The organism is Pedobacter sp. GW460-11-11-14-TSB4, assembly GCF_059423705.1.
The window spans coordinates 19160-44711 of the sequence record NZ_JBWKYI010000027.1 but is presented as its reverse complement, the minus strand read 5'-3'; the positions used below and the strand labels follow the sequence as shown (position 1 = coordinate 44711).

General features: G+C 36.4%; 23 protein-coding genes. All 23 read left to right on the top strand.

What is annotated here, in order from left to right:
* Positions 1 to 2 precede the first annotated feature (2 nt).
* A complete protein-coding gene (locus AC07YT_RS20555; protein WP_086548150.1) occupies positions 3 to 992 on the top strand; it encodes a glycosyltransferase family protein in 990 nt (329 codons plus the stop codon).
* A 600-nt stretch (positions 993 to 1592) separates the two neighbouring features.
* Positions 1593 to 2573: a DUF6427 family protein gene (locus AC07YT_RS20550; protein WP_086548149.1), complete on the top strand. Its 981-nt coding sequence runs from the start codon at positions 1593 to 1595 to the stop codon at positions 2571 to 2573.
* 155 nt (positions 2574 to 2728) lie between these two features.
* Positions 2729 to 3463 carry a type III pantothenate kinase gene (locus tag AC07YT_RS20545; RefSeq protein ID WP_086548148.1) on the top strand — a complete coding sequence of 245 codons (735 nt, stop codon included), beginning with the start codon at positions 2729 to 2731 and terminating at the stop codon, positions 3461 to 3463.
* Between the two features lies 1 nt (position 3464).
* On the top strand, positions 3465 to 4757 hold the full coding sequence (bamG, locus tag AC07YT_RS20540; protein WP_494945505.1) for a BamG family beta-barrel-assembly machinery protein: 1293 nt from the start codon (positions 3465 to 3467) through the stop codon (positions 4755 to 4757).
* Positions 4757 to 5329, top strand: a complete 573-nt coding sequence (locus AC07YT_RS20535) for a hypothetical protein (protein WP_086548146.1) — start codon at positions 4757 to 4759, stop codon at positions 5327 to 5329. Before bamG ends, AC07YT_RS20535 begins: the two co-directional genes overlap by 1 nt.
* A 234-nt stretch (positions 5330 to 5563) precedes the next feature.
* A complete protein-coding gene (locus AC07YT_RS20530) occupies positions 5564 to 7648 on the top strand; it encodes a peptidylprolyl isomerase (protein WP_086548145.1) in 2085 nt (694 codons plus the stop codon).
* 65 nt (positions 7649 to 7713) lie between these two features.
* A complete protein-coding gene (locus tag AC07YT_RS20525) occupies positions 7714 to 8229 on the top strand; it encodes a DUF2480 family protein (RefSeq protein ID WP_086548144.1) in 516 nt (171 codons plus the stop codon).
* A gap of 103 nt (positions 8230 to 8332) precedes the next feature.
* Positions 8333 to 9106 carry a DUF3108 domain-containing protein gene (locus tag AC07YT_RS20520; RefSeq protein WP_086549449.1) on the top strand — a complete coding sequence of 258 codons (774 nt, stop codon included), beginning with the start codon at positions 8333 to 8335 and terminating at the stop codon, positions 9104 to 9106.
* Between the two features lie 2 nt (positions 9107 to 9108).
* Complete coding sequence (locus AC07YT_RS20515; protein ID WP_086549448.1) at positions 9109 to 9672, top strand: DUF3109 family protein; 564 nt, start codon at positions 9109 to 9111, stop codon at positions 9670 to 9672.
* A 262-nt stretch (positions 9673 to 9934) separates the two neighbouring features.
* Complete coding sequence (gene rfbB, locus AC07YT_RS20510; protein ID WP_086548143.1) at positions 9935 to 10987, top strand: dTDP-glucose 4,6-dehydratase; 1053 nt, start codon at positions 9935 to 9937, stop codon at positions 10985 to 10987.
* Complete coding sequence (gene rfbC, locus AC07YT_RS20505; protein WP_086548142.1) at positions 10987 to 11535, top strand: dTDP-4-dehydrorhamnose 3,5-epimerase; 549 nt, start codon at positions 10987 to 10989, stop codon at positions 11533 to 11535. The genes rfbB and rfbC overlap by 1 nt, the downstream gene beginning before the upstream one ends.
* A complete protein-coding gene (rfbD, locus tag AC07YT_RS20500; RefSeq protein WP_086548141.1) occupies positions 11532 to 12392 on the top strand; it encodes a dTDP-4-dehydrorhamnose reductase in 861 nt (286 codons plus the stop codon). Before rfbC ends, rfbD begins: the two co-directional genes overlap by 4 nt.
* Before the next feature lie 70 nt (positions 12393 to 12462).
* Complete coding sequence (gene rfbA, locus AC07YT_RS20495) at positions 12463 to 13323, top strand: glucose-1-phosphate thymidylyltransferase RfbA (RefSeq protein WP_086548140.1); 861 nt, start codon at positions 12463 to 12465, stop codon at positions 13321 to 13323.
* An 871-nt stretch (positions 13324 to 14194) separates the two neighbouring features.
* A complete protein-coding gene (locus tag AC07YT_RS20490; protein ID WP_086548139.1) occupies positions 14195 to 14938 on the top strand; it encodes a tyrosine-protein phosphatase in 744 nt (247 codons plus the stop codon).
* A gap of 169 nt (positions 14939 to 15107) precedes the next feature.
* Positions 15108 to 15914 carry a polysaccharide biosynthesis/export family protein gene (locus tag AC07YT_RS20485; protein WP_086548138.1) on the top strand — a complete coding sequence of 269 codons (807 nt, stop codon included), beginning with the start codon at positions 15108 to 15110 and terminating at the stop codon, positions 15912 to 15914.
* A 12-nt stretch (positions 15915 to 15926) separates the two neighbouring features.
* Positions 15927 to 18269: a GumC family protein gene (locus AC07YT_RS20480; protein ID WP_086548137.1), complete on the top strand. Its 2343-nt coding sequence runs from the start codon at positions 15927 to 15929 to the stop codon at positions 18267 to 18269.
* A 95-nt stretch (positions 18270 to 18364) separates the two neighbouring features.
* A complete protein-coding gene (locus AC07YT_RS20475; RefSeq protein WP_086548136.1) occupies positions 18365 to 19639 on the top strand; it encodes a nucleotide sugar dehydrogenase in 1275 nt (424 codons plus the stop codon).
* 8 nt (positions 19640 to 19647) lie between these two features.
* The gene (lhgO, locus tag AC07YT_RS20470; RefSeq protein WP_086548135.1) at positions 19648 to 20847 is read left to right on the top strand and encodes an L-2-hydroxyglutarate oxidase; all 1200 of its coding nucleotides are present in this window, start codon (positions 19648 to 19650) and stop codon (positions 20845 to 20847) included.
* Between the two features lie 4 nt (positions 20848 to 20851).
* Positions 20852 to 21982 carry a DegT/DnrJ/EryC1/StrS family aminotransferase gene (locus tag AC07YT_RS20465; RefSeq protein WP_494945504.1) on the top strand — a complete coding sequence of 377 codons (1131 nt, stop codon included), beginning with the start codon at positions 20852 to 20854 and terminating at the stop codon, positions 21980 to 21982.
* Complete coding sequence (locus AC07YT_RS20460) at positions 21983 to 22561, top strand: acyltransferase (RefSeq protein WP_086548134.1); 579 nt, start codon at positions 21983 to 21985, stop codon at positions 22559 to 22561. It begins immediately after the preceding gene.
* Position 22562: 1 nt separating this feature from the next.
* On the top strand, positions 22563 to 23606 hold the full coding sequence (locus AC07YT_RS20455) for a Gfo/Idh/MocA family protein (RefSeq protein ID WP_086548133.1): 1044 nt from the start codon (positions 22563 to 22565) through the stop codon (positions 23604 to 23606).
* Positions 23607 to 23616: 10 nt separating this feature from the next.
* Positions 23617 to 24906: a lipopolysaccharide biosynthesis protein gene (locus AC07YT_RS20450; protein ID WP_086548132.1), complete on the top strand. Its 1290-nt coding sequence runs from the start codon at positions 23617 to 23619 to the stop codon at positions 24904 to 24906.
* Complete coding sequence (locus AC07YT_RS20445; protein ID WP_086548131.1) at positions 24903 to 25529, top strand: acyltransferase; 627 nt, start codon at positions 24903 to 24905, stop codon at positions 25527 to 25529. Before AC07YT_RS20450 ends, AC07YT_RS20445 begins: the two co-directional genes overlap by 4 nt.
* Positions 25530 to 25552 lie beyond the last annotated feature (23 nt).

The following is a 25552-nucleotide window of genomic DNA, read 5'->3' as shown; positions in this document are numbered from 1 at the left end:
AAATGAAGATACTTTACGCAATACAGGGAACAGGTAACGGTCATATCAGCAGGGCAAGGGAAATCATTCCTTTGTTACAACAATATGGCGAATTGGATATTTTAGTAAGTGGAACACAGGCCGATGTGAAACTCAGTCAGCCCGTGAAATACCAATTGCATGGATTCAGTTTTATCTTTGGAAAAAAAGGTGGAGTAGATCACTTTAAAACATGGCTGAACATGAATCTTTTCCGCTTTAGGAAAGATATGAAGCAGTTACCGCTTAAAGAGTACAATTTAATCGTTAACGATTTTGAACCTGTAAGTGCCTGGGCCTGTAAACTGCAGGGCATAGAATGTGTATCGTTGAGTCACCAGGCGGCATTTAAATCTAAAAAAGTGCCACGTCCAAGAACTTTAGACTGGGGAAAGCTTATTTTGAGCCGTTATGCACCAACTAAATACCACATTGGCTTTCATTTCGATCGTTATGATACTTTTATCCATACACCCGTAATCAGGGCAGAAATCCGAAATCTGAAAAGTGAAAATTTAGGACATTATACCGTTTATCTTCCAGCCATTGATGATAAACGTTTGGTCAAGCTCTTTACACAACTACCAAATGTTACCTGGCAGGTTTTCTCTAAACACAGTAAAGTTGCCTACCGGGAAGGGAATGTTTTTGTAGAGCCGGTTAACAACGAAAAATTTAATAAAAGTCTGGCCACCTGCGAAGGTTTGTTCACCGGCGGTGGTTTTGAAGGCCCCGCAGAAGCACTTTATTTAAAGAAAAAATTGCTCGTGGCACCGATGCGCTTCCAGTTCGAACAGCAGTGTAACGCCTATGCCTTAAAGCAGTTTGGTTTGCCTGTAATATGGGGAAGTACCAGAAACTGGTTGCCAATTATTAAAAACTGGGTAGAAAATCCTCAACAGCATGAGTTTAATTTTCCGGATGAGACGGCTCAGATTATTGATGATATGGTGAAGAAATATGCGAGGGTTTAGTTTTTAGTCCTAAGTCTTCAGTCCTGAGTCCAAAGTTCATTATTGTCATCCTGAGCGTAGTCGAAGGATCTTTACGATGAATTGAGTTACTGGTCTGATTTTGGAAATGAATGCGGGTAGCAGCTACTCCCAGGGTTATTTAACGTACAGCAACAATTTGGGCATGGTTTGTTGCAGATCGTGCTGGTATCACGCATTACAAATGCGGATCTAGCTAATCCTCGTTACAAACGAGGACCATTTAGACGCCTATCTGCTTTGATATTTCGGTGTATGTATTCTAATCCGTGGTACAATCCTACGTAATCTAAACCTGACAAGAGCGGGCACTGAACGTAGTGAGGTAAAGCGTATGGCAGGACTACCCTAACCGAAAAGTACATGAACCTGCTTTTCTAAAAAACTCATTTTGTTTTGCCTGCAAAAGGTCTTCGACTCCGCTCAGACTGACCAGCATTTGGATGTATTTATTAAGATGACAATGTAGATCCTCTCTTTGATCTTTCTGCTATGCGCTCAACGCTTACTGTTCTCCGCGCTTCATCTTTCTTCTGCTACTGTTAAATTATTTTCTTTACTTTGCCTACTCTTTAAAAAGGCATGATTAATCAGTTTAGAAAGCTAAATCCAATTAACCTCGTATTCTTGCTGGCATACACGTTCTTTTTGCGTATTGCCATTTTTCATGAAACGCACGATAAGCTGAACTTTGATTTTTTGGAGCCATTTGCCCGGTTACTGATCAATATAGATTTAGACAACGCCTTTACGCCCTATACCAATATTTTTATTGCAGCACTTTTGGTTTATGTTCAGGCCCTAATTTTCAACCGGGTTGTTAATAACCATAATTTACTGACCAAACCGAGTTTCCTTCCGGGGCTGATGTTTATCACAGGAACAAGCTTGTTTATGCCATTTATGATTCTGAGTCCGGCATTGTTGTGTAATTTTCTGTTAATCTGGATTATAGATAAGTTTTTAAAGCTGGGTAAAAGTGCGAATTCCATTACCACTGTTTTCGATATCGGGATGATTATAGGGGTTGGAACATTGATCTACTTTCCGTTTATGACGATGTTGCTTATGATCTTTTTAGCGCTGTTGCTTTTCAGGTCGTTTAACTGGCGCGAATGGGTGGCGGGTTTAATTGGCTTTATTACGGTTTTCTTTTTTCTGGCCGTATTTTATTACTGGAAAGATAATTTAAGCTCGTTTTATCAAATCTGGAAACCATTAGGCAATAAGTTCCCTTCGGTTTTTAAAATCAACTATAACGATTATCTGGTGCTGATTCCGGTAACGGTAATTATCATACTGGCGTCGCTACAGCTCCGCGAAAATTTCTTCAGGAGTTTTATCAGTACAAGGAAAAGTTTTCAGCTGTTGTTTTTTATGTTTATTATTTCAGCAGCTAGTTTTTACCTTAAACCCGATTTCAGGACCTGGCATTTTTTGCTGTGCGTACCACCCGGATCGGTACTGTTAGCCTACTATTTTAGCAATGCCAAAAAACGCTGGTTTTACGAAACATTGTTCGTTTTATTTGTGCTTTCGATACAGTATTTTCTGTTTGTTTAACCTTTTTTAACAAATAACTAGAACGAAACTTGACAAAGATTAATAGCTTTGTGCATGATTTTAGAATTAAAGCTTTTTTAGTTTTAATTAAGATGGATAAAAAATGGAATCATTGGAATTTCTAAGAACATATTATTTGCAGTGGGAGATTTTAAATGCGTAGGCTAAGCATTGATATTGGAAATTCTGCTGTTAAGGTTGCTGTTTTTGAAAATAAGGAAATTGTTCATCATCAGCGTTTCAATAAAATTGGAATACTTGATTTGGCTCAATTGATCGAGAAGTTTTCGCCGGCAAAATCCATCATCAGTAGTGTTAGCCAGGAAATTGGGCCCTTAGAAGTATTTTTAAAAAAGCATACTGGTTATATCCGTTTTTCAACCCTGTTAACGAATGGTGTACAAAATAGATATAAAACGCCGGTTACTTTAGGATTAGACAGATGGGCTGCTGTTTTAGGTGCAAATGGCTTACATCCGGCAAATGCAAGTTTAGTGGTTGATGCCGGTACTTGTATTACCTACGATGTTTTAACCAGCTCAAAGGAATATTTTGGCGGAAGTATAAGCCCTGGTATTAAAATGCGTTTTAAGGCTGTGCACGAATTTACCGGCCGTTTACCTTTGGTTGAGTGGGATGCAAATGAAGATATTGTGGAAGGTACTGATACACAATCGGCAATCAAGAACGGCGTTTTACAAGGAATAATAAACGAAATTGAAGGCTTTATTGCCCTAAATAATAAAAAAGAAAGTGCTCTGAAGGTAATTATAACGGGGGGTGATGCTAATTTTTTGTATAAACAATTACAAAACAGCATCTTTGCGCCTCAAATTATAAAAGATCCTTACTTAGTATTAAAAGGATTAAATGAAGCTATTGCAGATTAAAATGTACAAAAGAATAAATTATATTGCAGCCATACTCTTTCTAGTTTGTGGTTTAAGTGCTCAGGCACAGGTTACCACTTCATCACCATATTCAAGATATGGACTTGGAAATATAAAGGGATCTTTGTTGCCCCAGCTTAGAGCAATGGGTGGAATTTCTACCGCAGTAGGTAAAGTAACAGGGTTCAATTATATCAATATGCAAAACCCTTCATCGTATGCGGGAATAACTTTAACCACTATTGATGTGGGCATGAGTGCTGGTTTAACCAGTCTGTCGCGAAACAATTTAAAGGAAACGAGTTTCAACTCTACTTTTAGCCATTTGGCATTTGCGGCTCCTGTTACCAGAAGATCGGCCCTGAGTTTTGGTATTTTACCTTATTCGGATTTAGGTTATTCTTATCGAAACACGACCAAAGTAGATACAACCACTTTAGATCAGCTTTATGAAGGCGAGGGTGGTTTATCAAAAGCCTACTTAGGTTATGGTTATCGTTTTGGCGATCATTTAAGAATTGGTGGTAACCTGGAATATATTTTTGGTAATCTCCAAACTACGCGGGCTACCGAATTTCAATCGGTAGGTGCTTATAACGCCAAACTTCAGAATAAAAACAGTGTTGGTGGAATTAATTATTCTTATGGTATCCAGTACGATTTTAATATCGGTAAGAAAACAATCATGACCCTGGGTTATTCTGGAAGCACCTCAGGGAAAATAAATTCAACACAAACTTCTTTTGCTACCTTATACACCCGAGATCAAAGCGGTAATGAAAACCCTGCAGCCGATACCTTAAATATCGTGAATAACGGAAGATCTAACCTTACTTTACCATTGACCCACAATTTTGGGATCTCTATCCAGCAAAATGATAAGTGGATGATTGGTGCCGATTTTAGAATGGGCAAATGGGCTGCAACCAGCATCAATAATGTAAACCAGGGTTTGCAGGATAGCTGGGGAGCATCATTAGGTGGCCAGTGGACGCCAGATGCGTTTTCTTATAACAGTTACATGAAACGTGTAGACTATCGCATTGGATTTAATTACGATAAAACCTACATTAAAATCGGTAATCAGGATATTAAACAAATGGGTGCATCATTAGGTTTTGGCTTCCCTTTACCTACTGCCAACGGTGGTACAGCATTTTATAAAATCAACTTTACAACAGAACTCGGACAAAGAGGAACATTAAATAATAATCTGGTTAAAGAGCAGTATATTAATTTCCACTTAGGTTTTACCCTGAATGATACCTGGTTCCGTAAGTACCGTGTAGACTAATGAATTGGAAAACATTTTTATATGGTCTGTTTCTGATGTTGCCTTTTTTTCTGGCTTCCTGTGGAGACGACGATCTAAAAAATGCCAATGCAGTTTCTTCAAATAAAGTAATCTTAAGCAGAGACCGAACCATCGGTGTCGACATTACTTATAGCGATTCGGCCAGAATTAAGGCGAAAGGTTACGCCCCGATAATGGATAAGGTTACCCCTAGTAATGGAAGTACTTACCAGGAAATGATTAAAGGGGTGAGCATCGATTTTTATAATCCGAACGGAACTGTTGATGGAAACCTAGTTTGCGATTATGCCATTCGGAAAGATAATGAGCTCAAAACCGAATTCAGGAAGAATGTGGTGGTAAAAAACAGTAAGGGCGATACTTTTTCATCACAAGAGTTAATCTGGGATGAATCGAAAAAGATTTTTTATTCCAATCAAAGGGTATATGTGAAAGGGGTAGATGGTAGCATTGGCGAAGGTATTAACTTCAAAGCTCCGCAGGATTTTAGCACTTATGAAATGGATAGCGGAAACGGTGAATTGAATATGAAGGAAGGTGTAGCGCCTTAACGTGATGTAAAATGTGGGAGGTAAGATGGATAAGGTATGAAGAACCTGATCAAATCTCCATAGTTTTGAAGCCAATTTTAACCTTAAATCCATCATCTTTTCCTGGTCATATTACCTCATCCATTGCCCTAATAATTAAGCGCTTGATAAATAAAATTTTGTGTTTTCTTTTTTGAGGCAAATTTGTATCTTGCGCCCTCTTAAAAAAGAACTAAATAAATTTATAATTACAATATGGGATTAATGACATTTTTGCGTAACCGTGCAGGCTATATTCTGGTCTTTGCCATCGGTTTTGCAATTGTTGCATTTTTAGTAGGTGATGCAATTAACGTGGGTAAACCTTTTTGGTCGGCAAATCAAAAAGTTGTAGGGTCTATTGATGGTAAGGATATCAATATTGATGAATTCGGACCAAAGGTTGATCAAGGTGTAAACCAAATGAAACAACAATATGGCGGCAGTGCAAATGCACAGATGACTGCTATGGCTGTTGATCAGGCATGGAATGCAGAGTTAGCGAAAGTTTTGTTAACTAAAGAATATGACCGTTTAGGTTTAACCGTTTCTGAAGATGAATTGTTAGATTTATTGCAAGGTCAAAACCCTAGCCCGCTAATCAAACAATATTTCTCTAATCCGCAAACAGGACAGTTAGACCGTGCTACTTTGATGAACTTTCTAAAATCGAAAGAACCTCAGGCTTTGCAACAGTCTAATATGTTACAGGAAGAAATTAAAAATCAGGCCCTGCAAACAAAATATTCTAATTTAATCCGTAATTCGGTTTACGTAACTTCTTTAGAAGCTACAGATGAGTATACCAACCGCAATAAACTGGCTAACTTTAAATATGTAAGTTTAGATTATACTTCTATTCCAGATGCCTCAGTTAAATTAACAGATGGCGATTATTCTGAATATTACGATCAGAACAAAGCACGTTTCAACAATCCACAAGAAACACGTGCTTTCGAATATGTTACTTTCAGTATCAGTCCAACAAAAGCCGATTCATTAGCCATCAAAACTCAGGTGGATAAAATTGCTGCTGATTTCCAGGTAGCTAAAAACGATTCGCTTTTCGCAGCAATCAATTCAGACGTAAAAGTTCCGTTTACTTATATCACAAAAGGTAAATTAGATCCTGCGGTTGATTCAGCAGTGTTTGCGTTACCAGCAGGCGGTTTTTATGGTCCTAAATTAACAGGTAATTCATACAAAATTGTAAAGGTAGTTTCTACCCGTATCTCTCCTGACTCCGTAAAAGCAAGCCATATCTTAATCGATCCGGCTAAAGTAGGTGGTGAAGATAAAGCATTGAAGTTAGCAGATTCATTAAAAGCATTAATTTTAAAAGGTGCTAACTTTGGAGAACTGGCTAAAACCTACAGTGTAGATGGCTCAAAAGATAAAGGTGGTGAAATGCCGGCTTTTGCCCGTGGTGCTATGGTACCTGAGTTTGAGAATGCAGCATTTGATGGCAAAACAGGAGATCTTAAAGTAGTAAAATCTCAGTTCGGATACCACGTGCTTAAAATCGAAAAACAAATCGGTTCATCTAAAGTGGCTAAATTAGCTTACGTAGAAAAAGCATTAAATGCAAGTAGCAAAACCCAGGCAGCGGCTTACAAAGCTGCAAGCAATTTCTTAACTGAAGTAAAAGGTAACGACTTTAGCAAATTTGCTGCACAAAAAGGATTAAAGGTTGCGGTTGCTGATAAGGTGGCATCAACACAAGGATTTGCGGCTGGACTGGATAATCCACGTAAATTAATTCAAGATGCTTACGCAGCAGATAAAGGTGATGTATTACCTGAAATTTATACCATGAGCAATGCTTATGTGGTGGCCCGTTTAACTACAATCAGTCCAAAAGGTATTTTATCTTTAGCTGATGTGAAGAAAGAAATTGAGCCGATGGTAATTAATGCCGTTAAAGCAAAACAATTAAAAGAAAAATTAGCTAACGCAGGTAAAGGAAGTATCGAGCAGGTTGCAGCTAAAGTAGCACGTCCGGTTAATCCAGTACAGAATGTAGTTATGGCCAATCCGGTAATTCCAGGTGTAGCACAGGAAAATGCTTTAGTAGGAAGCGTTTTCGGTTCACAGCCAGGTAAATTATCTGCTCCTGTTCAGGGTGAGCGTGGTGTTTATGTGTTTTCAGTTGATGGATTTACAAGCCCTGCACCAATTGCCAACATGTTTAAACAGAAAGAAAGCATGATGTTAAGTTTAGGACAACGTTCATTAGGATCAGCTTTCCAGGCTTTACAGGAAAATGCGAAGATAAAAGACAATCGCGTGAAATTCTATTAAGCAGAAAATACGTAATTTTGTAACCGTTCCGATGATTAGTCGGAACGGTTTTTTTATTTAAGGCCATGGAAATTCAGGAAAACATCATTAATAAAGTAGCTAACAGCGGTTTAATAACCTTAAATCTGGAGGATTTTTATCATAAAGGCGAAAGAGTGGTTTATGATATTGTAGATAATCTATTTCATGGTTTAATGTTAAGGGAAAAGGATTTTAGAGAGTTTATTAAAAATCACGATTGGGCGCAATATCAGGATAAGAATGTAGCCATTATCTGTTCGGCTGACGCAATTGTTCCTACCTGGGCTTACATGCTGCTGGCGAATAAATTAAAACCATATGCCAATGAAGTGGTATTTGGCGACTTAAATACTTTAGAAGCGGTTTTATTTACCAAGGCATTGGCTAAAATTAATCCCCAGGATTATGCTAACGAACGTGTAGTGGTAAAAGGATGTGGCGATATCGAAGTTCCGGTTTCAGCCTATGTAGAGGTAACCAACCTGCTTACCCCAGTAGTAAAAAGCATTATGTTTGGCGAGCCCTGCTCTACCGTTCCTGTATATAAAAGAAAAGATTAAATTTTGGTTTGCTTTTTGTATATCTTCATAGAGGAAAGAATTTAACTGTATTTTTTAGGAAATGGTTTTTTCCCAACAACACACACAAATGAGTACAAAAGCAATGAAAAAATTATTGATAACCCTCACGGCAGGCTTATGCAGTCTGATCACAATGGCTCAGGAACTTCCCCTGAAGAAAGAAGCAGTGTTTCAGGAAGGCGAAGTTTTACAATATAAATTAAGGTACGGATTTATTACCGCGGCAGAGGCCACCATTAAGGTAACAAACTCTGATTTAAAGTTTGATAACAGGTCTACCTATAAACTTACAGTCGACGCGCAGACTTCAGGAACTTTTGATGTTTTTTACAAGATAAGAGATCATTACGATTCGTATATCGATAAAACCAGTCTCTTGCCATACTTCTACCAGGAAAATATACGAGAGGCTAGCTACAGGCGCCAGGATAAGGCACGTTTTACACAAAATGCTAAAAAAGTAGTTTCGAACAGGGGAACCTTTACGACACCGACTGATCAGACTTTTGATTTGGTTTCGGCTTATTACTTTGCCCGAAGCCTGGATATTGGTAAAATCAAAGTTGGTGATAAGTTTAAGTTGAACTATTTTTTAGGCGATGAAATTTCTGCCTTAGAGGTTGAATATGTGGGTAAAGAAACCATTAAGAGTAAATTAGGGAATATCCGTTGCTTAAAATTTAGTCCGTCGATAAAACCTGGCAGGATATTTAAAAAAGATAGCCGCTTATACCTTTGGGTAACTGACGATGGAAACCGCGTACCCGTAAAGGCTCAGGTAGAGATATTGGTGGGGGCGGTAACCATGGAATTAAAATCGGCCACTGGGCTGAAATATGCTTTAGCAAAAGAATAATGATGATAGAAGTTGAACAGGTGCTAGTGCACGAAGACGTGTTGAAAGAAAACTTTGTTTGTAATTTAAGCAAATGCAAAGGGATCTGCTGTGTGGAAGGTGATTCGGGTGCACCGCTGGATAATGATGAAAAGGCTATCTTAGAAGAGATTTATCCAAAGATAAAACACCTGTTAAATGAAAAAGGCATTAAGGCCATAGAAGAGCAGGGCGTATATGTAGTGGATGAAGATGGCGATTTAACTACACCTTGCGTAGATAAAAATAAAGAATGTGCTTATGTACTGTTCGAAGGTGGCATTACCAAATGTGCTATCGAGAAAGCCTATGAACAAGGTATTGTAGATTGGCAGAAACCGATTTCATGCCACCTCTACCCTATCCGGATAACCAAATATCCGGAATTTGATGTGTTAAATTACGACCGTTGGCACATCTGCCACGATGCCTGTACCTTTGGCCGCGAATTGAAAGTTCCTGTATACAGTTTTTTGAAAGGACCGCTGATCCGTAAATACGGCGAAGAGTGGTATAAGGAGCTTGAAAGTTCAGTAGCGGCAATGTAGTTTTATTTCTTTCTTAAATCTTGGTGGTTATTTCATTCAATTATTGGCCTAATCCGATTTGAAGCAATTCTGTTTTAATTCATAGTACAATATATAGCCGTCTTTAAATTAAATGGTATGCTAATAGGCTTATACAGATCCTATTCAGTATTTAAAAGTGCAAATGAGTTTACAAAATTTGTTCATTTTTGTTTTTAGTTTAAAAAACAGTGATTTTTTAGTTTATGTAAACTATTTTAGCATTTTATAAATCTCTTATACCGTGAAAAAAATCTTAATTACTGGAGGGGCTGGTTTTATAGGCTCTCATGTAGTCCGTCGCTTTGTAAATAACTATCCTCAATATGAGATCGTAAACTTAGATAAACTTACCTATGCAGGTAACCTGGCTAACTTAAGCGATATTGAAAATAAACCAAATTATAGATTTGTAAAAGAAGATATCACAGATGCTAATGCGATGTTTGATCTGTTTAAATCAGAAGACTTCGATGCAGTGATTCACCTTGCGGCAGAAAGCCATGTAGATCGCTCTATTTCTGACCCTACAGCTTTTGTCATTACTAATGTTATTGGTACTGTAAATTTATTAAATGCAGCCCGCGAATATTGGAAAGGTGACTATAATAAAAAACGTTTTTACCACGTAAGTACCGATGAGGTTTATGGCGCTTTAGGAGAAACAGGTATGTTTACCGAGACCACCGCTTACGATCCGCATAGCCCCTATTCTGCTTCGAAAGCGAGTTCAGATCACTTTGTAAGGGCCTACCATGATACTTATGGTATGGATTGTGTAATTTCTAATTGCTCTAATAATTATGGCTCTCATCATTTTCCAGAGAAACTGATTCCATTAGCGATTAATAATATTAAAAATAACAAACCGGTACCTGTATACGGTAAAGGAGAGAATGTACGTGATTGGTTATGGGTAGAAGACCATGCCAGGGCAATTGATGTGATTTTCCACAATTCGAAAACCGGTGACACTTATAATATTGGTGGGCATAACGAATGGAAAAATATCGATCTGATTAATCTGCTTTGTACAATTATGGATCAAAAATTGGGTCGGGAAGCTGGTGAATCAGCTAAACTGATTACTTATGTAACCGATCGGGCCGGGCATGATCTGCGCTATGCCATTGATTCTAGTAAACTCCAAAAACAATTGGATTGGGTACCGAGTTTACAGTTTGAAGAGGGTTTGGCCAAAACAGTAGACTGGTATCTTCAAAACGAAGACTGGTTAAATAATGTAACTTCAGGTAATTATCAATCTTATTACGAACAGCAGTACAGTCATAAATAATGGAAATTGAACAAACAGGATTAAAAGATTGTCTGATTATTAAGCCGAGGATATTTGAAGATCCAAGAGGCTATTTTTTTGAAAGTTTTAATCAAAATACCTTTGAAGAAAAAACGGGTTTGTCGGGCAGGTTTGTCCAAGACAACGAATCTTATTCTTCATACGGTGTAATTAGGGGCTTGCATGCCCAAGCCGGAGAATTTGCACAGGCTAAGCTAGTTCGTGTAACCAAAGGAGAAGTACTCGATGTTGCGGTAGATGTACGCCCGAGCTCGCCAACTTATGGTAAACATTTTGCCATACGTTTAAGCGCAGCGAATAAATTACAGTTATATATCCCAAGAGGATTTATTCACGGCTTTTCAGTATTAAGCGAAACGGCAGAATTTTTATATAAATGCGATAATTTTTTTAATAAAGCTTCAGAAACAGGGGTAATTTATAACGACGTTGATCTGAATATCGATTGGCTAATCCCTGAACAGGATCAGGCCGTGTCTGATAAAGATTTACTTCTAAAACCATTCTCAGCTTTACAGTATATATGAACAAAATATTAGTAATTGGTGCTGGCGGGCAATTAGGTCAATGTTTAAAAACGGTAGCCGAACGCAGGGGGATAGCTGAAGTTATTTTTCCTGCCGAACAATATGCCAACATTCTGGATGAGGGTGGCTTAAATAAACTATTAGCAAGGGAACAACCTGCCTTTGTAATCAATTGTGCGGCCTATACCGCTGTTGATAAGGCTGAAGATGAAGCTGATCTGGCCAAGGCCATTAATGAGACTGGTGCCGCTTATCTGGCTTCGGCCTGTTTAGCAAAAGGAGCGACTTTAATTCATGTTTCAACCGATTTCGTTTTTGAAGGGAATGAAGTGAAATTGCTTAAGGAAGATGATGAGGCTAGGCCCATCAATGTTTATGGCCTAACGAAACTGGATGGTGAAAATGCAGTAGCGTTTAGATTACCAGCTCACTTTATTATCCGTACGAGCTGGTTGTATTCAGAATATGCCAATAACTTTGTAAAAACCATGTTGAAATTGGGAACTGAACGTGATGAACTGAATATCATAGCCGATCAGGTAGGTACACCAACTTACGCAATCGATCTGGCTAATGCTATTTATGATATTATTGAATCCGGTCAAACTAGCTATGGCCTTTACCATTATAGCAATGAAGGAGTAACGTCCTGGTTCGACTTTGCGAAAGCCATATTTGATATCAGTAAAACAGAAATTAAGGTAAATCCGATACCTGGATCTGCTTACCCGACAAATGCAACTCGTCCCGCATTTTCAGTAATGGATAAATCTAAAATAAAAAGTACATTTAATATTGAAATTCCTTACTGGAGAGATAGCTTGGTGGAGTGTATAAAACAAATTAAAATACAATAAATAGGCATCATTATTCATTTAGGTCTGTAATGACCAATGAAGCAATGGCTAATGAACTAATGACTAAAATATGAAAGGTATAATCTTAGCTGGTGGCAGCGGAACCCGTTTGCATCCCTTAACACTCGCTTGTAGTAAACAGATGATGCCGGTTTACGATAAGCCAATGATTTATTACCCGCTCTCTACCTTGATGTTGGCTGGAATAAAAGAAATTCTGATTATCTCTACTCCGCATGATCTTCCTAATTTCCAGAAGCTATTGGGTGATGGCACTTCATTGGGCTGTAAATTCAGTTATGCGGTGCAAGCAGAGCCCAATGGATTAGCACAGGCTTTTGTGATCGGAGAAGAGTTTATCGGTAAAGATAAAGTGGCGCTGGTGCTGGGCGATAATATTTTTCATAGTGACGGATTGGCTAAATTGTTACAAGCCAGTTCCGATCCTGATGGAGGGGTGGTATTTGCTTACCAGGTGGCAGATCCGGAACGTTACGGTGTGGTTGAATTTGATGGAAGCAACAAAGCTATTTCCATTGAAGAAAAACCTGTTCAACCAAAGTCAAGTTATGCGGTACCTGGATTATATTTTTACGATAATGAGGTAGTTGAAATTGCCAAGAATATTAAACCTTCTCCCCGTGGTGAATATGAGATTACTGATGTTAATCGTGTTTATTTGGAACGTGGTAAATTAAAAGTGGGTGTATTGAGCCGAGGCACTGCATGGTTAGATACCGGAACATTTACCTCGTTAATGCAAGCTGGACAATTTGTACAGATTATCGAAGAAAGACAAGGTTTAAAGATTGGGTGTATCGAAGAGATTGCTTACCGCATGGGGTTTATCGATGCAGAACAGCTTAGGGCTATTGCTACTCCACTAGTTAAAAGTGGTTATGGCAGTTATCTGCTTAAGCAAATTAAGTAAGTCTATTTATGTCATATTTTCATTGGTTTTTAATAGATACAACTACATTTGTTGGAGATTTCTAGTTTTTCGCCAAAAGAGCGGAGTTGTGCGTGGGTGTTTCGTTTGTCGTTTTTGCCCTAATCAAAGAATCTTTATATTGCGAAAATCAAAGATAAGATAGGATTGATACAGGCTTCACTTTAACGTTAGGTTTTCTCTATACTATGTAGCCCTTTGATAACTTCTCTTTTTCTGTACCTTGAATCGCCTATCACTTACTTAAAGGCAAAAGTTACGGTGATATCTGATTCTCATTTAATGAAAAAGGATGGAATATCTAAAAACGGGGCAACTATAAAACTTTAAATAGTATTGAGCTTATGCTTCAATCCATTTATCAGCACCTTTTAACGAAAGATAAAATACTGGAAAAACAATAGGCTACACTGTTATTACCGAAAGGTAATCTATGTTAATACTTATGAACAAATTATCCTTGGAGAAGTAAAATTTATTTTGAATTTGGAGTATATTTCAATTGCTGGCATTGATCCTAATAATTATGATTTTGTTAAGGAAAAGCTATTAATGCATCGAATTATCTACTGTTTAGATTATTTAGTTTAAGCAGATTAATTTTTTATTAAAAATTTCAAAAAGATCTACTTATTGTCTTATTTCGTCTACTTTTACAATCCTAATTACTACCTTTATTTTTAATCCGGATGCCTAGATGCATATTGCGTAATAAATTTGTTTTTTATCAGTTAAGTATGTACGAATATTGTTGTCTCTGTTAAGGTATATAAATATGCTGACCTTTACCATGAGGGCATTTAGGAGTTAAATGATGTTTTTAGTACTATAGCCCAATCACCCGTTAAGTTATATGTTAAGTTTTTTTAGTAAAAAGAATAAAGTTACCGATATCTCCTGGCTTGGGGTGGATATGCATTCGCATATTTTACCTGGTATTGACGACGGTTCTCCAGATGTGGCAACTTCTGTTCGATTTGTGAAATCACTGACTGAACTGGGTTTTGAGCAATTGATCGCTACGCCACATATCTTAAAAGAACTTTATCCCAATACACCAGAAAGTATAGCCAAGGCCAAGCAGAATTTACAAACAGCACTTAATCAAGCCAATATAATAACCAAATTGGGTGCTGGGGCAGAATATATGGTCGATCAGGATTTTACCTTAGATGGACATTTGTGTACGTTAGATCAAAAACATTTATTGATCGAAATGTCATACTTATCAGAAAGTCCTCGCATTAGTCAAACGATCTTTGATATTGAAATTAAAGGATATCGGCCAGTATTGGCCCATCCAGAACGTTATACTTTTTATTTTAAAGATAAAAGCCGATTAAAACGATTTAAAGAAAAAGGGTGTTTACTGCAGCTTAATTTACTTTCGGTATTAGGCTACTATGGTAAAGATGTTAAACATCTGGCAGAATTGCTTTTGAAGGAAAAAATGTATGATTTTGCAGGTACTGACTTACATCATGATAAACATTTAAATACATTAACAGAAGCAGTCCAGTCTGGAAGACTTTACGATTTGATTGGTTTTTATGATTTTAAAAATCAAGAAATTTTTGGATCGGTTTTAGCCTCATGAATAATTACTTCTAATCAGGATTAAAATTCTGGCATTATTTTTATGATTAACGCTCACAATTAAACTATATCAAGATTATCTGAAATTATGCCTTTTAGATATTACAATTAAATGATTAAGTTTGCAAACTGTTCATAATCTACAATATTATTAGGACAGATTTATACCTATGAATAAAAGAAATAATGTGAATAAGGGATCGAAGTTGGCAGTTCTGTTTTTTGCGATTACCCTTTCCTTTTCCTGTGTTAGCAATAAAAAAATTGCTTATTTTCAGGACATTCAGTCTGTTAAACAAGCTAGCTTAGATAGTGCAATCGCTTTCACAGAGCCAATAATACAACCTGACGATATCTTAAGTATTAATATTTTCACACTTAATCCTCAGAGCGGAGCAATTATTAATCAAGCCGCAGCAACACCTACCTTAGGAGGCAATACCAATAACAGTGTATCGACACAAAATACAGGCTTTTTAGTCGACAAAAATGGCGAAATCGAATTATCCCTTATCGGGAAATTAAAGGTTGTCGGTTTAACTACTTACCAAGCAAGAGAGCTCATTCGCGAAAAAGCATCTGATGTTTACAAACAACCAAATGTACAACTCCGCTTTGCTAACTTTAAAGTGAGTGTATTGGGTGAGGTAAACGCGCCTTCCGCATATACCTTACCTAATGAAAAGGTTACGATTTTGGATGCTTTAAGTTTAGCTGGCGACTTAACCATTTACGGGAGAAGAGAAAATGTATTAATTGTTCGCGATAACAATGGTAAAAAAGAGTTTGCTCGTTTGGATCTTAATTCCAGTAGTGTTTTTAGCAGTCCGTTCTATTATTTAAAACAGAATGACGTTATCTATGTAGAACCCAATAAAAGAAAAGTTGCAGCAACAAATTCAGCCCAGATTCAAACCATTGGTTTAATCGCTTCGGTAATTTCTGTAATTGTTCTAGCCATTTCTAGTTTTAAATAATAGCAATCTTTAATGAATAACCCTCCAGAAATGAATACAGTGCAAAGCCGGGATGAGCTTGAGCTTAATTTAAAAGATATTTTTAGTAAACTTTTAGACAAATGGGTTTGGTGTCTAGTTAGTATTTTCGTTTGCCTGCTATTTGCTTTTATATATGGGAAATATACAGCACCAAGCTATCAGATCAAAGCTAAACTAATTGTAAATGACGATCAGAAGGGCGGTGGAATTGCAAAGCAGAATACGGCACTGATGGACCTAGGTGGATTAATGGGCTCTAAAAACTCTGTTGACAATGAAATCGAGATCTTAAAAACAAGATTTCTGATGGAACAGGTAGTCCGGGAAATGCAATTAAACATTGTATACTCAAAAAAAACAGATTTTGTTAGCCGGGAATTATACGAGGCACCATTTAAAATTAATATAATTAAAGGGGTAGATACGATTAGCACCACTAAATTAGATGTAGTTAAGGTATCAGCAAATAAATTTTTAATAAGCGCCCAGGATTTTAAAAAGGAGATTGGATGGAATGAACCTTTTAAAGTTAATGGAATAGGAATATTACAAATTGAGCCTAACCAAAACTATAAAATAGACAATAGTGAATATTATGTTACCATTAGTTCTATAGATTCCAGAGTAGCTTCCTTAATGGGATTACTGGCTGTTGCTGCAAGTAATAAGCAGGTAAGTATCATCGATTTAAGACTTTCATATCCGCTACCTAATAAAGGGGAAGATATTTTAAATACTTTGATAAAAAAATATACACAGTCCAATTTGAACGATAAAAATGCTGTAGCTGACAGCACTTACCGTTTCATTAAAGAAAGATTAAATGTGATTGCTTCTGAACTGGGTGATGTTGAAAATGAAGTAGAATCCTTTAAACAACGGAATCGGTTGTCTGATATGAGTGAGCAGGGTAAGTTATTGGTTCAAAACTCTGGGGGCTTTGCTGCAGAATTAGCCAAGGCCGAAACTCAGGTTACTGTGATCAATGAACTTGAAAAATATTTGAAAAATAACGTAGACAATAAAAAAGTATTTCCTTCGGCACTAATCCCTCAGGATATGGTTTTTTCCAATATTATGGAGCATTATAATTCTTTGCTCATTGAACGGGAAAAACAGTTGCTAGGTTTAACAGAGCAAAGTCCATTTATTCAAAATATAGACAAGCAGATTGCAGAGCTGCGTGGCAATATGCTTTCCAATATCCAAAGTACTAAAAAAACTGCTTTATTTACAAGAGATAAACTTCGAAAGCAATTAAACACTGCAGAGGATCAAATTTCTGGTGTTCCACAAATTGAAAAGAATTATTTAAAACTAGCCAGAAATCAGCAAATTAAACAGGAATTGTATATATTTTTGATGCAAAAAGCTGAAGAAACTAATATTTCTAAAACTTCTAATATCTCAATTGCGAAGACCATCGATCCCCCGAAATCTGATGTTAACCCAATAAGCCCAAAGAAAAGTCTTTTTTACCTGATCGGACTACTCGCGGGGTTAGTTATTCCCATAGCATTTATTTTCGGCCAAGAGTTGTTAAACACCAGTATTAAAACAAAGGAGGAGATTGCGGCCCTTACTAATGTTCCTGTAATTGGTGAAATCAGTCATAATTTGAGTGAAGATAATTTAATTGTTGCGAATCAGAGCCGTTCTGCCATTTCAGAGCAGTTCAGGGCGTTAAGAACCAATCTTTCATTTTACTTAAAGACAGAAAATGAAAAAGTTATTCTTTTAACTTCAAGCATGAGCGGGGAAGGTAAGTCATTCACCGCAATTAATTTGGGTAATATTTTAGCATTAGCTGGTAAAAAAGTGCTGTTAATGGAATTGGATCTACGTAAACCAGGTCTCTCCGCTAAACTGGCTGTTCGCAATGATATGGGCTTTAGTAATTTTACTATAAATTCTGAAATCAAGATGACCGATATAGTTAAGCCTTTATCGATTAATAAAAATTTATATATTGTTTCATCGGGGCCGCTACCACCTAATCCGGCTGAGACTTTAATGAATGAGCATGTACCAAAGCTTATTGAGGAATTAAAGAAGGAATTTGATTATATCATTATGGATGCTCCGCCAGTAGGTATAATAGCTGACGCGCAATTACTTTCAAGGTATGCTGATGTAACGCTATACCTTGTTAGACAAAAAATTACGCAAAAGGATCAGTTGAAAATCGTTGAAGACCTATATCAGACAAAGAAAATGAAGAACCTTGGAATAGTGGTAAATGATATTGTCAGTAAATATTATGGCTATGGTTATGGCTATGGTAATTATGGACAAAGTGCGGACTTAAAATGGTATCAAAAGATATTTAAGTAGAAAATTGATTTTGTTGTTGTAAGACTAGAAGATCAAATAAATGTTTTAGTGTACTTAAATGCACATATGCTTTAGATTTTAATAAAAATTTATAAATGAGTAAACATAAGATTGCTATTATTGGTTTAGGTTACGTAGGCTTACCTCTTGCTATAGAGTTTGCTAAAAAATATGAAGTTATTGGGTTTGATATCAACCAGGAACGAGTTGAAGAACTGAATAATGGCGAAGACCGCACACAAGAGGCCGATTTAGAAACGCTTAGAAGTGTACGCGTTAAGAATGGTATAGGATTGTCATTTGCCTCAGCTGTTAGTGCCATAGAAAGCAGTAACATATATATAGTAACAGTTCCCACCCCTATTGATCAATTTAAAGCTCCAGATTTAACGCCTCTGCTAAAAGCATCAGAAATGCTTGGCAAAATATTAAAGAGGGGTGATATCGTGATTTATGAATCAACTGTATATCCTGGTTGTACAGAAGAGGAATGTGTGCCAGTACTGGAAAAATTTAGCCAGCTAAAATTTAACGAGGACTTTTATTGCGGCTATTCTCCAGAAAGAATCAATCCAGGAGATAAAGTAAACACATTAACTAAAATAAAAAAGGTAACTTCTGGTTCTACACCTCAAATTGCTGAAGTTGTTGACAACTTATACAGTAGCATTATAACTGCCGGCACACATAAAGCTCCAAGTTTAAAGGTTGCTGAAGCCAGTAAAGCTATTGAAAATGCACAGAGAGATGTAAATATTTCTTTTGTTAATGAACTGGCTTTAATTTTTGATCGAATAGGTATAGATACCACAGATGTAATTGAGGCCGCTGGAACAAAGTGGAACTTCCTCAAATATAAACCTGGTTTAGTAGGCGGGCATTGTATTGGTGTAGATCCTTATTATCTGGCGCATAAAGCAGAGTCTTTAGGTTACCATCCACAGGTAATATTATCTGGCAGAAGAGTTAATGATAACATGGGCATGTTCGTCGCAAACAAGGTTATTAAATTAATGATAGGTAAGGGACATCTTATTAAAGGATCCAAAGCTTTAATACTAGGTTTTACATTCAAAGAAAATTGCCCTGACACGAGGAATACGCGGGTAATTGATATTTATCAAGAATTATTACAATTTGGATTGGATGTGGATATTTATGATCCATGGGCTGATCCGCAAGATGTGCAACATGAATATAACGTGCCAATTATTGATCGTTTAAATGGAACTGATTATAAAGCCATCATTGTGGCAGTATCGCACAATGAGTTTTTATCTATCGATTTTCAGACTTATAAAGATAAGGGGGCAGTAATTTTTGATACTAAATCATTTATTGATAGGAATATTGTTGATGGTAGATTATAATTATTTTCATGTCAATTAAAAAATATGATATCATCGTTGTTGGTGCAGGGCTTGTTGGTTTATCTACTGCCTATCAATTAAAAATTGCTCAACCTGAGTTAAATGTTTTAATTTTAGATAAGGAAGATGGTGTTGCAAAGCATCAATCTGGCCATAATAGTGGTGTTATACATAGTGGTATTTATTATAAACCAGGAAGTCTGAAAGCTCAGAATTGTATTTCGGGTTATCAATCTATAATTGAGTTTGCTCAACAACATGAGATTCCTTATGATATTTGTGGGAAAATTATTGTCGCTACAGATCAAAAAGAGCTACCTGGTTTAAACAACATTTATCAGAGGGGGATTGAAAATGGCTTAAAAGGTTTGAAAAGACTTTCAGCTGCTGAGAGTAGAGAGATTGAACCACACTGTGCTGCATTAGAGTCAATTTTCGTTCCACAAACAGGTATCATTGACTATCCGAAAATGGCAGAAAAGATTTTAGAACTTTTTATGGCACTTGGTGGGGAAATATCTTTTAACCAGGAAGTTAATAAGATTCAACAAGATAGTAAGTGCATAATTGTTAAGACTAATCTTGAAGTATACAGTACTGTTAAACTAGTAAGTTGTGGTGGACTATTTTCTGATCGCATAGCCTCTTTAACGGAGGATGACAATAATCTTAGAATTATACCTTTTCGGGGCGAATACTACAAATTGAAAACTGAGCGCGAAAGCTTAGTTAAACATTTAATCTATCCAGTTCCCGATCCGGAATTTCCATTTTTAGGTGTTCATTTTACCAGAATGATTGGCGGTGGAATTGAAGCTGGACCAAATGCTGTTCTGGCTTTTAAAAGAGAAGGATATAAATTCAGTGATTTCAGTTTGAAAGATATGGGTGATACATTAGCCTGGCCCGGGTTCTGGAAAATTGTTGCGAAATATGGGCAAACTGGGATGGGCGAAATTTATAGGTCTTTATCAAAGGCAGCATTTACCCGTTCCTTACAAAAGCTAATACCAGAGATCAATCAGAGTGACTTGGTTGAAGGTGGAGCAGGTGTTAGAGCGCAGGCTTGTGATAAAAAAGGAAATTTAATAGATGATTTTAATATTCTTCAAAATGCAAATATCATTCATGTTAGGAATGCACCTTCTCCCGCCGCAACTTCATCATTGTCGATTGGGAAATTAATCAGTGATAAAATTCTAAATTAAAGTTATGAAAGATGCCATCCAAATGGTAGACCTTAAAGGTCAATATTTAAAAATCAAATCAGAAATTGATCAGGCATTGCTGGAGGCAGTAGAAGGAGCAGCATATATAAACGGGCCACAGGTAAAGCAATTCAGCAATAGCCTAAAAGAATATAACAATGTTAACAGTGCGGTAACATGTGCAAATGGGACTGATGCACTTCAAATAGCTATGATGGCCTTGGGCTTTAAACCCGGTGATGAAATTATCGTTCCTGCCTTTACCTATATTGCAACTGTCGAGGTGATTGCCTTATTAGGGCTTATCCCTAAATTTATTGATGTTACAGAAGATACTTTCGAGTTAGACCATACGAAACTTGAAGAACTGATATCAGATAAAACTGTAGGGATTATTCCTGTTCACCTATTTGGTCAATGCTCCAATATGGAAGCGATTTTAGCTATCGCCAGGAAGTATAGTATTGCTGTTATCGAGGATACAGCTCAGGCCATGGGATCTCAATACATTTTTAAGGATGGCTCAAAAGCCTTTGGAGGAACCATTGGTAATATTGGCACTACCTCTTTTTTTCCATCAAAAAATTTGGGCTGTTTTGGCGACGGTGGCGCTTTGCTGACCCAAAATGAAGCCTTGGGTGAAAAAATTCATATCATTGCCAATCATGGTCAGCGAAAAAAATACTATCATGAAGTTGTTGGTATTAATTCGAGATTAGACACTGTGCAGGCTGCTATACTTAATGTGAAGATTAAATATTTAGATGACTACAGCCTTGCCAGACAAGGGGTAGCCAAAAAATATGATGAAATGATTTCAGGTCTGAATGGCCTTGTTATTCCGGCCAGAGCAAGTTATTCTACGCATGTATTTAATCAATATACCTGTAAAGTTAAGGATGGAAGAAGGGATGAATTCAAGCAATATCTTCAGGATAATGGCATCCCCACAATGGTTTATTATCCTGTTCCGGTACATTTACAAGAAGCTTATTTGGTTTATGGCTATAATGAAGGAGATTTCCCAGTTGCGGAAAGATTATGCAGGGAAGTGATTTCTCTTCCTATCCATACCGAAATGAAAACTGAAGTTCAAGACTACATTATTGAAAATATAATTAACTTTTTTAAATAGATGGATAGTAAATTTTTCGCACATGAAACAGCTGTGATAGATGAGGGGGCAAATATTTCAGAAGGAGTTAAAATTTGGCATTTTTCGCATGTGATGTCAAACTGTATAATTGGTGAAAATTGTAATATAGGTCAAAATGTGGTGATTTCTCCAGGGGTTGAGTTAGGTAAAAACGTCAAGATTCAAAATAATGTTTCAATTTATGAGGGCGTTACTTGTGATGATGATGTTTTTTTAGGGCCATCAATGGTTTTTACAAATGTGATTAACCCCAGAAGTGCAGTAAATAGAAGAGGGCAATACTCAAAAACTCATGTTGGAAAAGGTGCCTCAATTGGTGCGAATGCAACTATTGTTTGTGGCCACGATATTGGCGCGTTTGCTTTTATAGGGGCTGGTGCTGTTGTTACCAAAACGATAGTTCCATATGCATTAGTTGTAGGTAATCCTGCTAAACAAATAGGTTGGGTAAGCGAGTACGGACATCGATTAAATTTCGATAATAGTGGCATCGCAATATGTGAAGAGAGTGGACAAGAATATAAGTTAGAAAATAATTTAGTAATCAGAGTTAAATAGAATGAAAACTGACAAAAAAATAAAATTTGCAGTAATAGGCTGTGGGCATATTGGGAAACGTCATGCAAGTATGATTCAAGGCAATGAAAATTGTGAACTAGTTGCATTATGTGATACCAAATCATCACAAGAGCTTGGCATTGAAGCATATAAAGAAGCTAAATTTTTCTCTTCGATTGATGAATTAATAAAATCTAATTTAGAGATTGATGTAATCTCTATTGCTACGCCAAACGGATTTCACGAAGAACAGGCAATTAAAGCATTAGATCGTAATTGCCACATCGTAGTTGAAAAACCAATGGCTTTAACTAAAGCTGGTTGTGAACGCGTTATATTTAAGGCATTACATAAACATAAGCAAGTTTTTTGCGTAATGCAAAATCGCTACTCGCCTCCATCAGAATGGTTAAAAGGCATTTTAGAAGCGGGCATACTGGGCAAAATATTTATGGTTCAGATCAACTGTTATTGGAATAGAGATGATCGATATTATAAACCAGATCCTAAAACGGGCAAACCAGGCTCATGGCATGGAACGAAAGAATTAGATGGAGGTACCTTGTTTACACAATTTTCTCATTTTATTGACTTAATGTATTGGTACTTTGGCGATATACATAATATTCAAGGAAAACTCAATGATTTTAGTCACCATACAAGTACAGATTTTGAGGACTCGGGCTTTGTTAGTTTCGACTTTGTAGATGGTGGAATGGGTTCTTTAAACTATTCAACAGCAGTGTGGAATAAGAATTTGGAAAGCTCAATCACTGTTATCGCTGAAAACGGTTCGCTTAAAGTAGGCGGGCAATATATGAATGAAGTAGAGTATTGCCATATTAAGGATTATGAAATGCCTGTATTAAAAGAAAGTAATCCACCAAATGATTACGGCCCTTATAAAGGTTCGGCGGCAAATCACCACTATATTTATGAAAATATTGTAGATGTGATTAATGGAAATGGGAATATAACTACAAATGCCTTAGAAGGATTAAAGGTTGTAGATATTATCGAAAGAATATATAAGGCTGGAAACTAAGCTAAATCAAATGCGATTACGACTTGGAGAATATGACAAAAATATTCTTAAATTATTTTCTGGCACAGCAATGGCACAGGCCATATCTTTTCTGATTATTCCAGTCATCGCAAAACAATTTGGACCGGCAGAATATGGTATTTATGCTGGCTTTTTGGCATCCATTAGCATTTTGAGCATTTTATCAACAGGTAAGTACGAACTTGCAATAATGCTTCCGGATACAGAGAATGAAGTTATCGACCTGATGCATCTCTGTAATTGGATTAATCTTGCTGTTTGCGGTATCATAGCAATCTTTATGATCGCCTTGCCACTTGATTTTTTGAATTCAATATTTGGGATTAAAGATAAGCACAGATGGATATTTCTGATTATCCCAATCGCAACATATTTATTAAGCTCATTTCAGATATTAAACTATTGGCTTGTTAGGGAAAAGAAGTTTACAGTACTTTCTCTCAATAAGATTTTGAGGAGCGTGTTATTTGGGGCATTTGCCGTATCGATAGGTTTCTTCTTTCCAACAGCAATTTTCTTAGCCTCGGCGTTAACTTTGAGCCATTTGTTTTCAAATCTTTTTTTAAGATACAAGATAAAGACTATCGAGATGAAATCATCATTGTCGATAAGCACAGAACAGAGGGCGCAGTATCAGAATGTTGGAAAAAAATATGCTAAGTTCCCAATGTATATATTACCTGCTGAATTGATGAATGTACTTTGTGCACAAATGCCAGTTTTTGTTTTTCTATGGTTGTTTAATCCAAAAGATTCAGGATATTTTTCATTTATTCTTACACTCTTGAATATTCCAATCTCATTATTGGCAGGAGCTATTCTTGATGTGTTTAAAGAAAGAGCTGCTAAAGATTATAGAGAGACTGGTAGTTGCCAGGAGGCGTATCTGAGTACTTTGAAAAAGATGTTAGCGATTTCAGTATTTCCTTTTATTTTATTATACTTATTTGGAGATCATTTCATAGTTTTGCTATTTGGAAATCAATGGGCTCCAGCGGGGAAATTCCTAGACATCCTACTTTTCATGTTTTTCTTCAAATTCATATCAAGCCCGCTAAGCTTTATATTTTATATTGTACACAAACAGAAAGAAGACTTTATTTGGCATATTTATATCTTATTTAGCACTGCTTTAGTTTTATATACTGGAGCAGTTATTTATAAAGATATATTACTTACAGTGAAACTTTATGCGATCAATTTTTCGATAATATATATCATCTATTTAGTGCGGTCATTTCAACTTTCCAAAAAAAGAGCTTTGGTATCAGATATATGAAAAGGATAATAAAGAATATATATTGGGGTATAATCAAAACCCTCCCATTTACAAGGTGTATCTATGAAACAAGAAATACACAGACCCCTATTAATTTTAGGTATTTCTTTTTTCAAAAAATATTAGGATTCAACCGATCTGCCTATTGGCAGGTTCACTTTACAAGTATTGTTACTTATCCTAAAAATATTGAAGCAGGAATTGAAACATCACCTGGGATGATGCCTGGATGTTATATTCAGGGCATGGGAAAGATAATTATAGGAGACTATTCTCAAATTGCTGCGAATGTTGGGATTATTAGCAGTAATCATGATATTTATGATACAACTAAGCATTTGGAAGGTACTGTAAAGATTGGAAAATATTGTTGGGTGGGTATGAATTCAGTCATTTTACCTAATGTAGAACTGGGAGATTTTACCATTGTTGGTGCGGGATCAGTAGTGACAAAGTCTTTTGCTGATGGTTATTGTGTTATTGGTGGCAATCCAGCAAAAATCATTAAGTTTTTAGATAAAGAAAAGTGCATTGGTTACGAGAGTCTTTATAAATATAATGGATATATTCCTAATAATAAGTTTGAAAAGTTTAAACAACAGAAATTAAAAATTAATGATTAATAGAGGTTAATTTAACTTTTTGT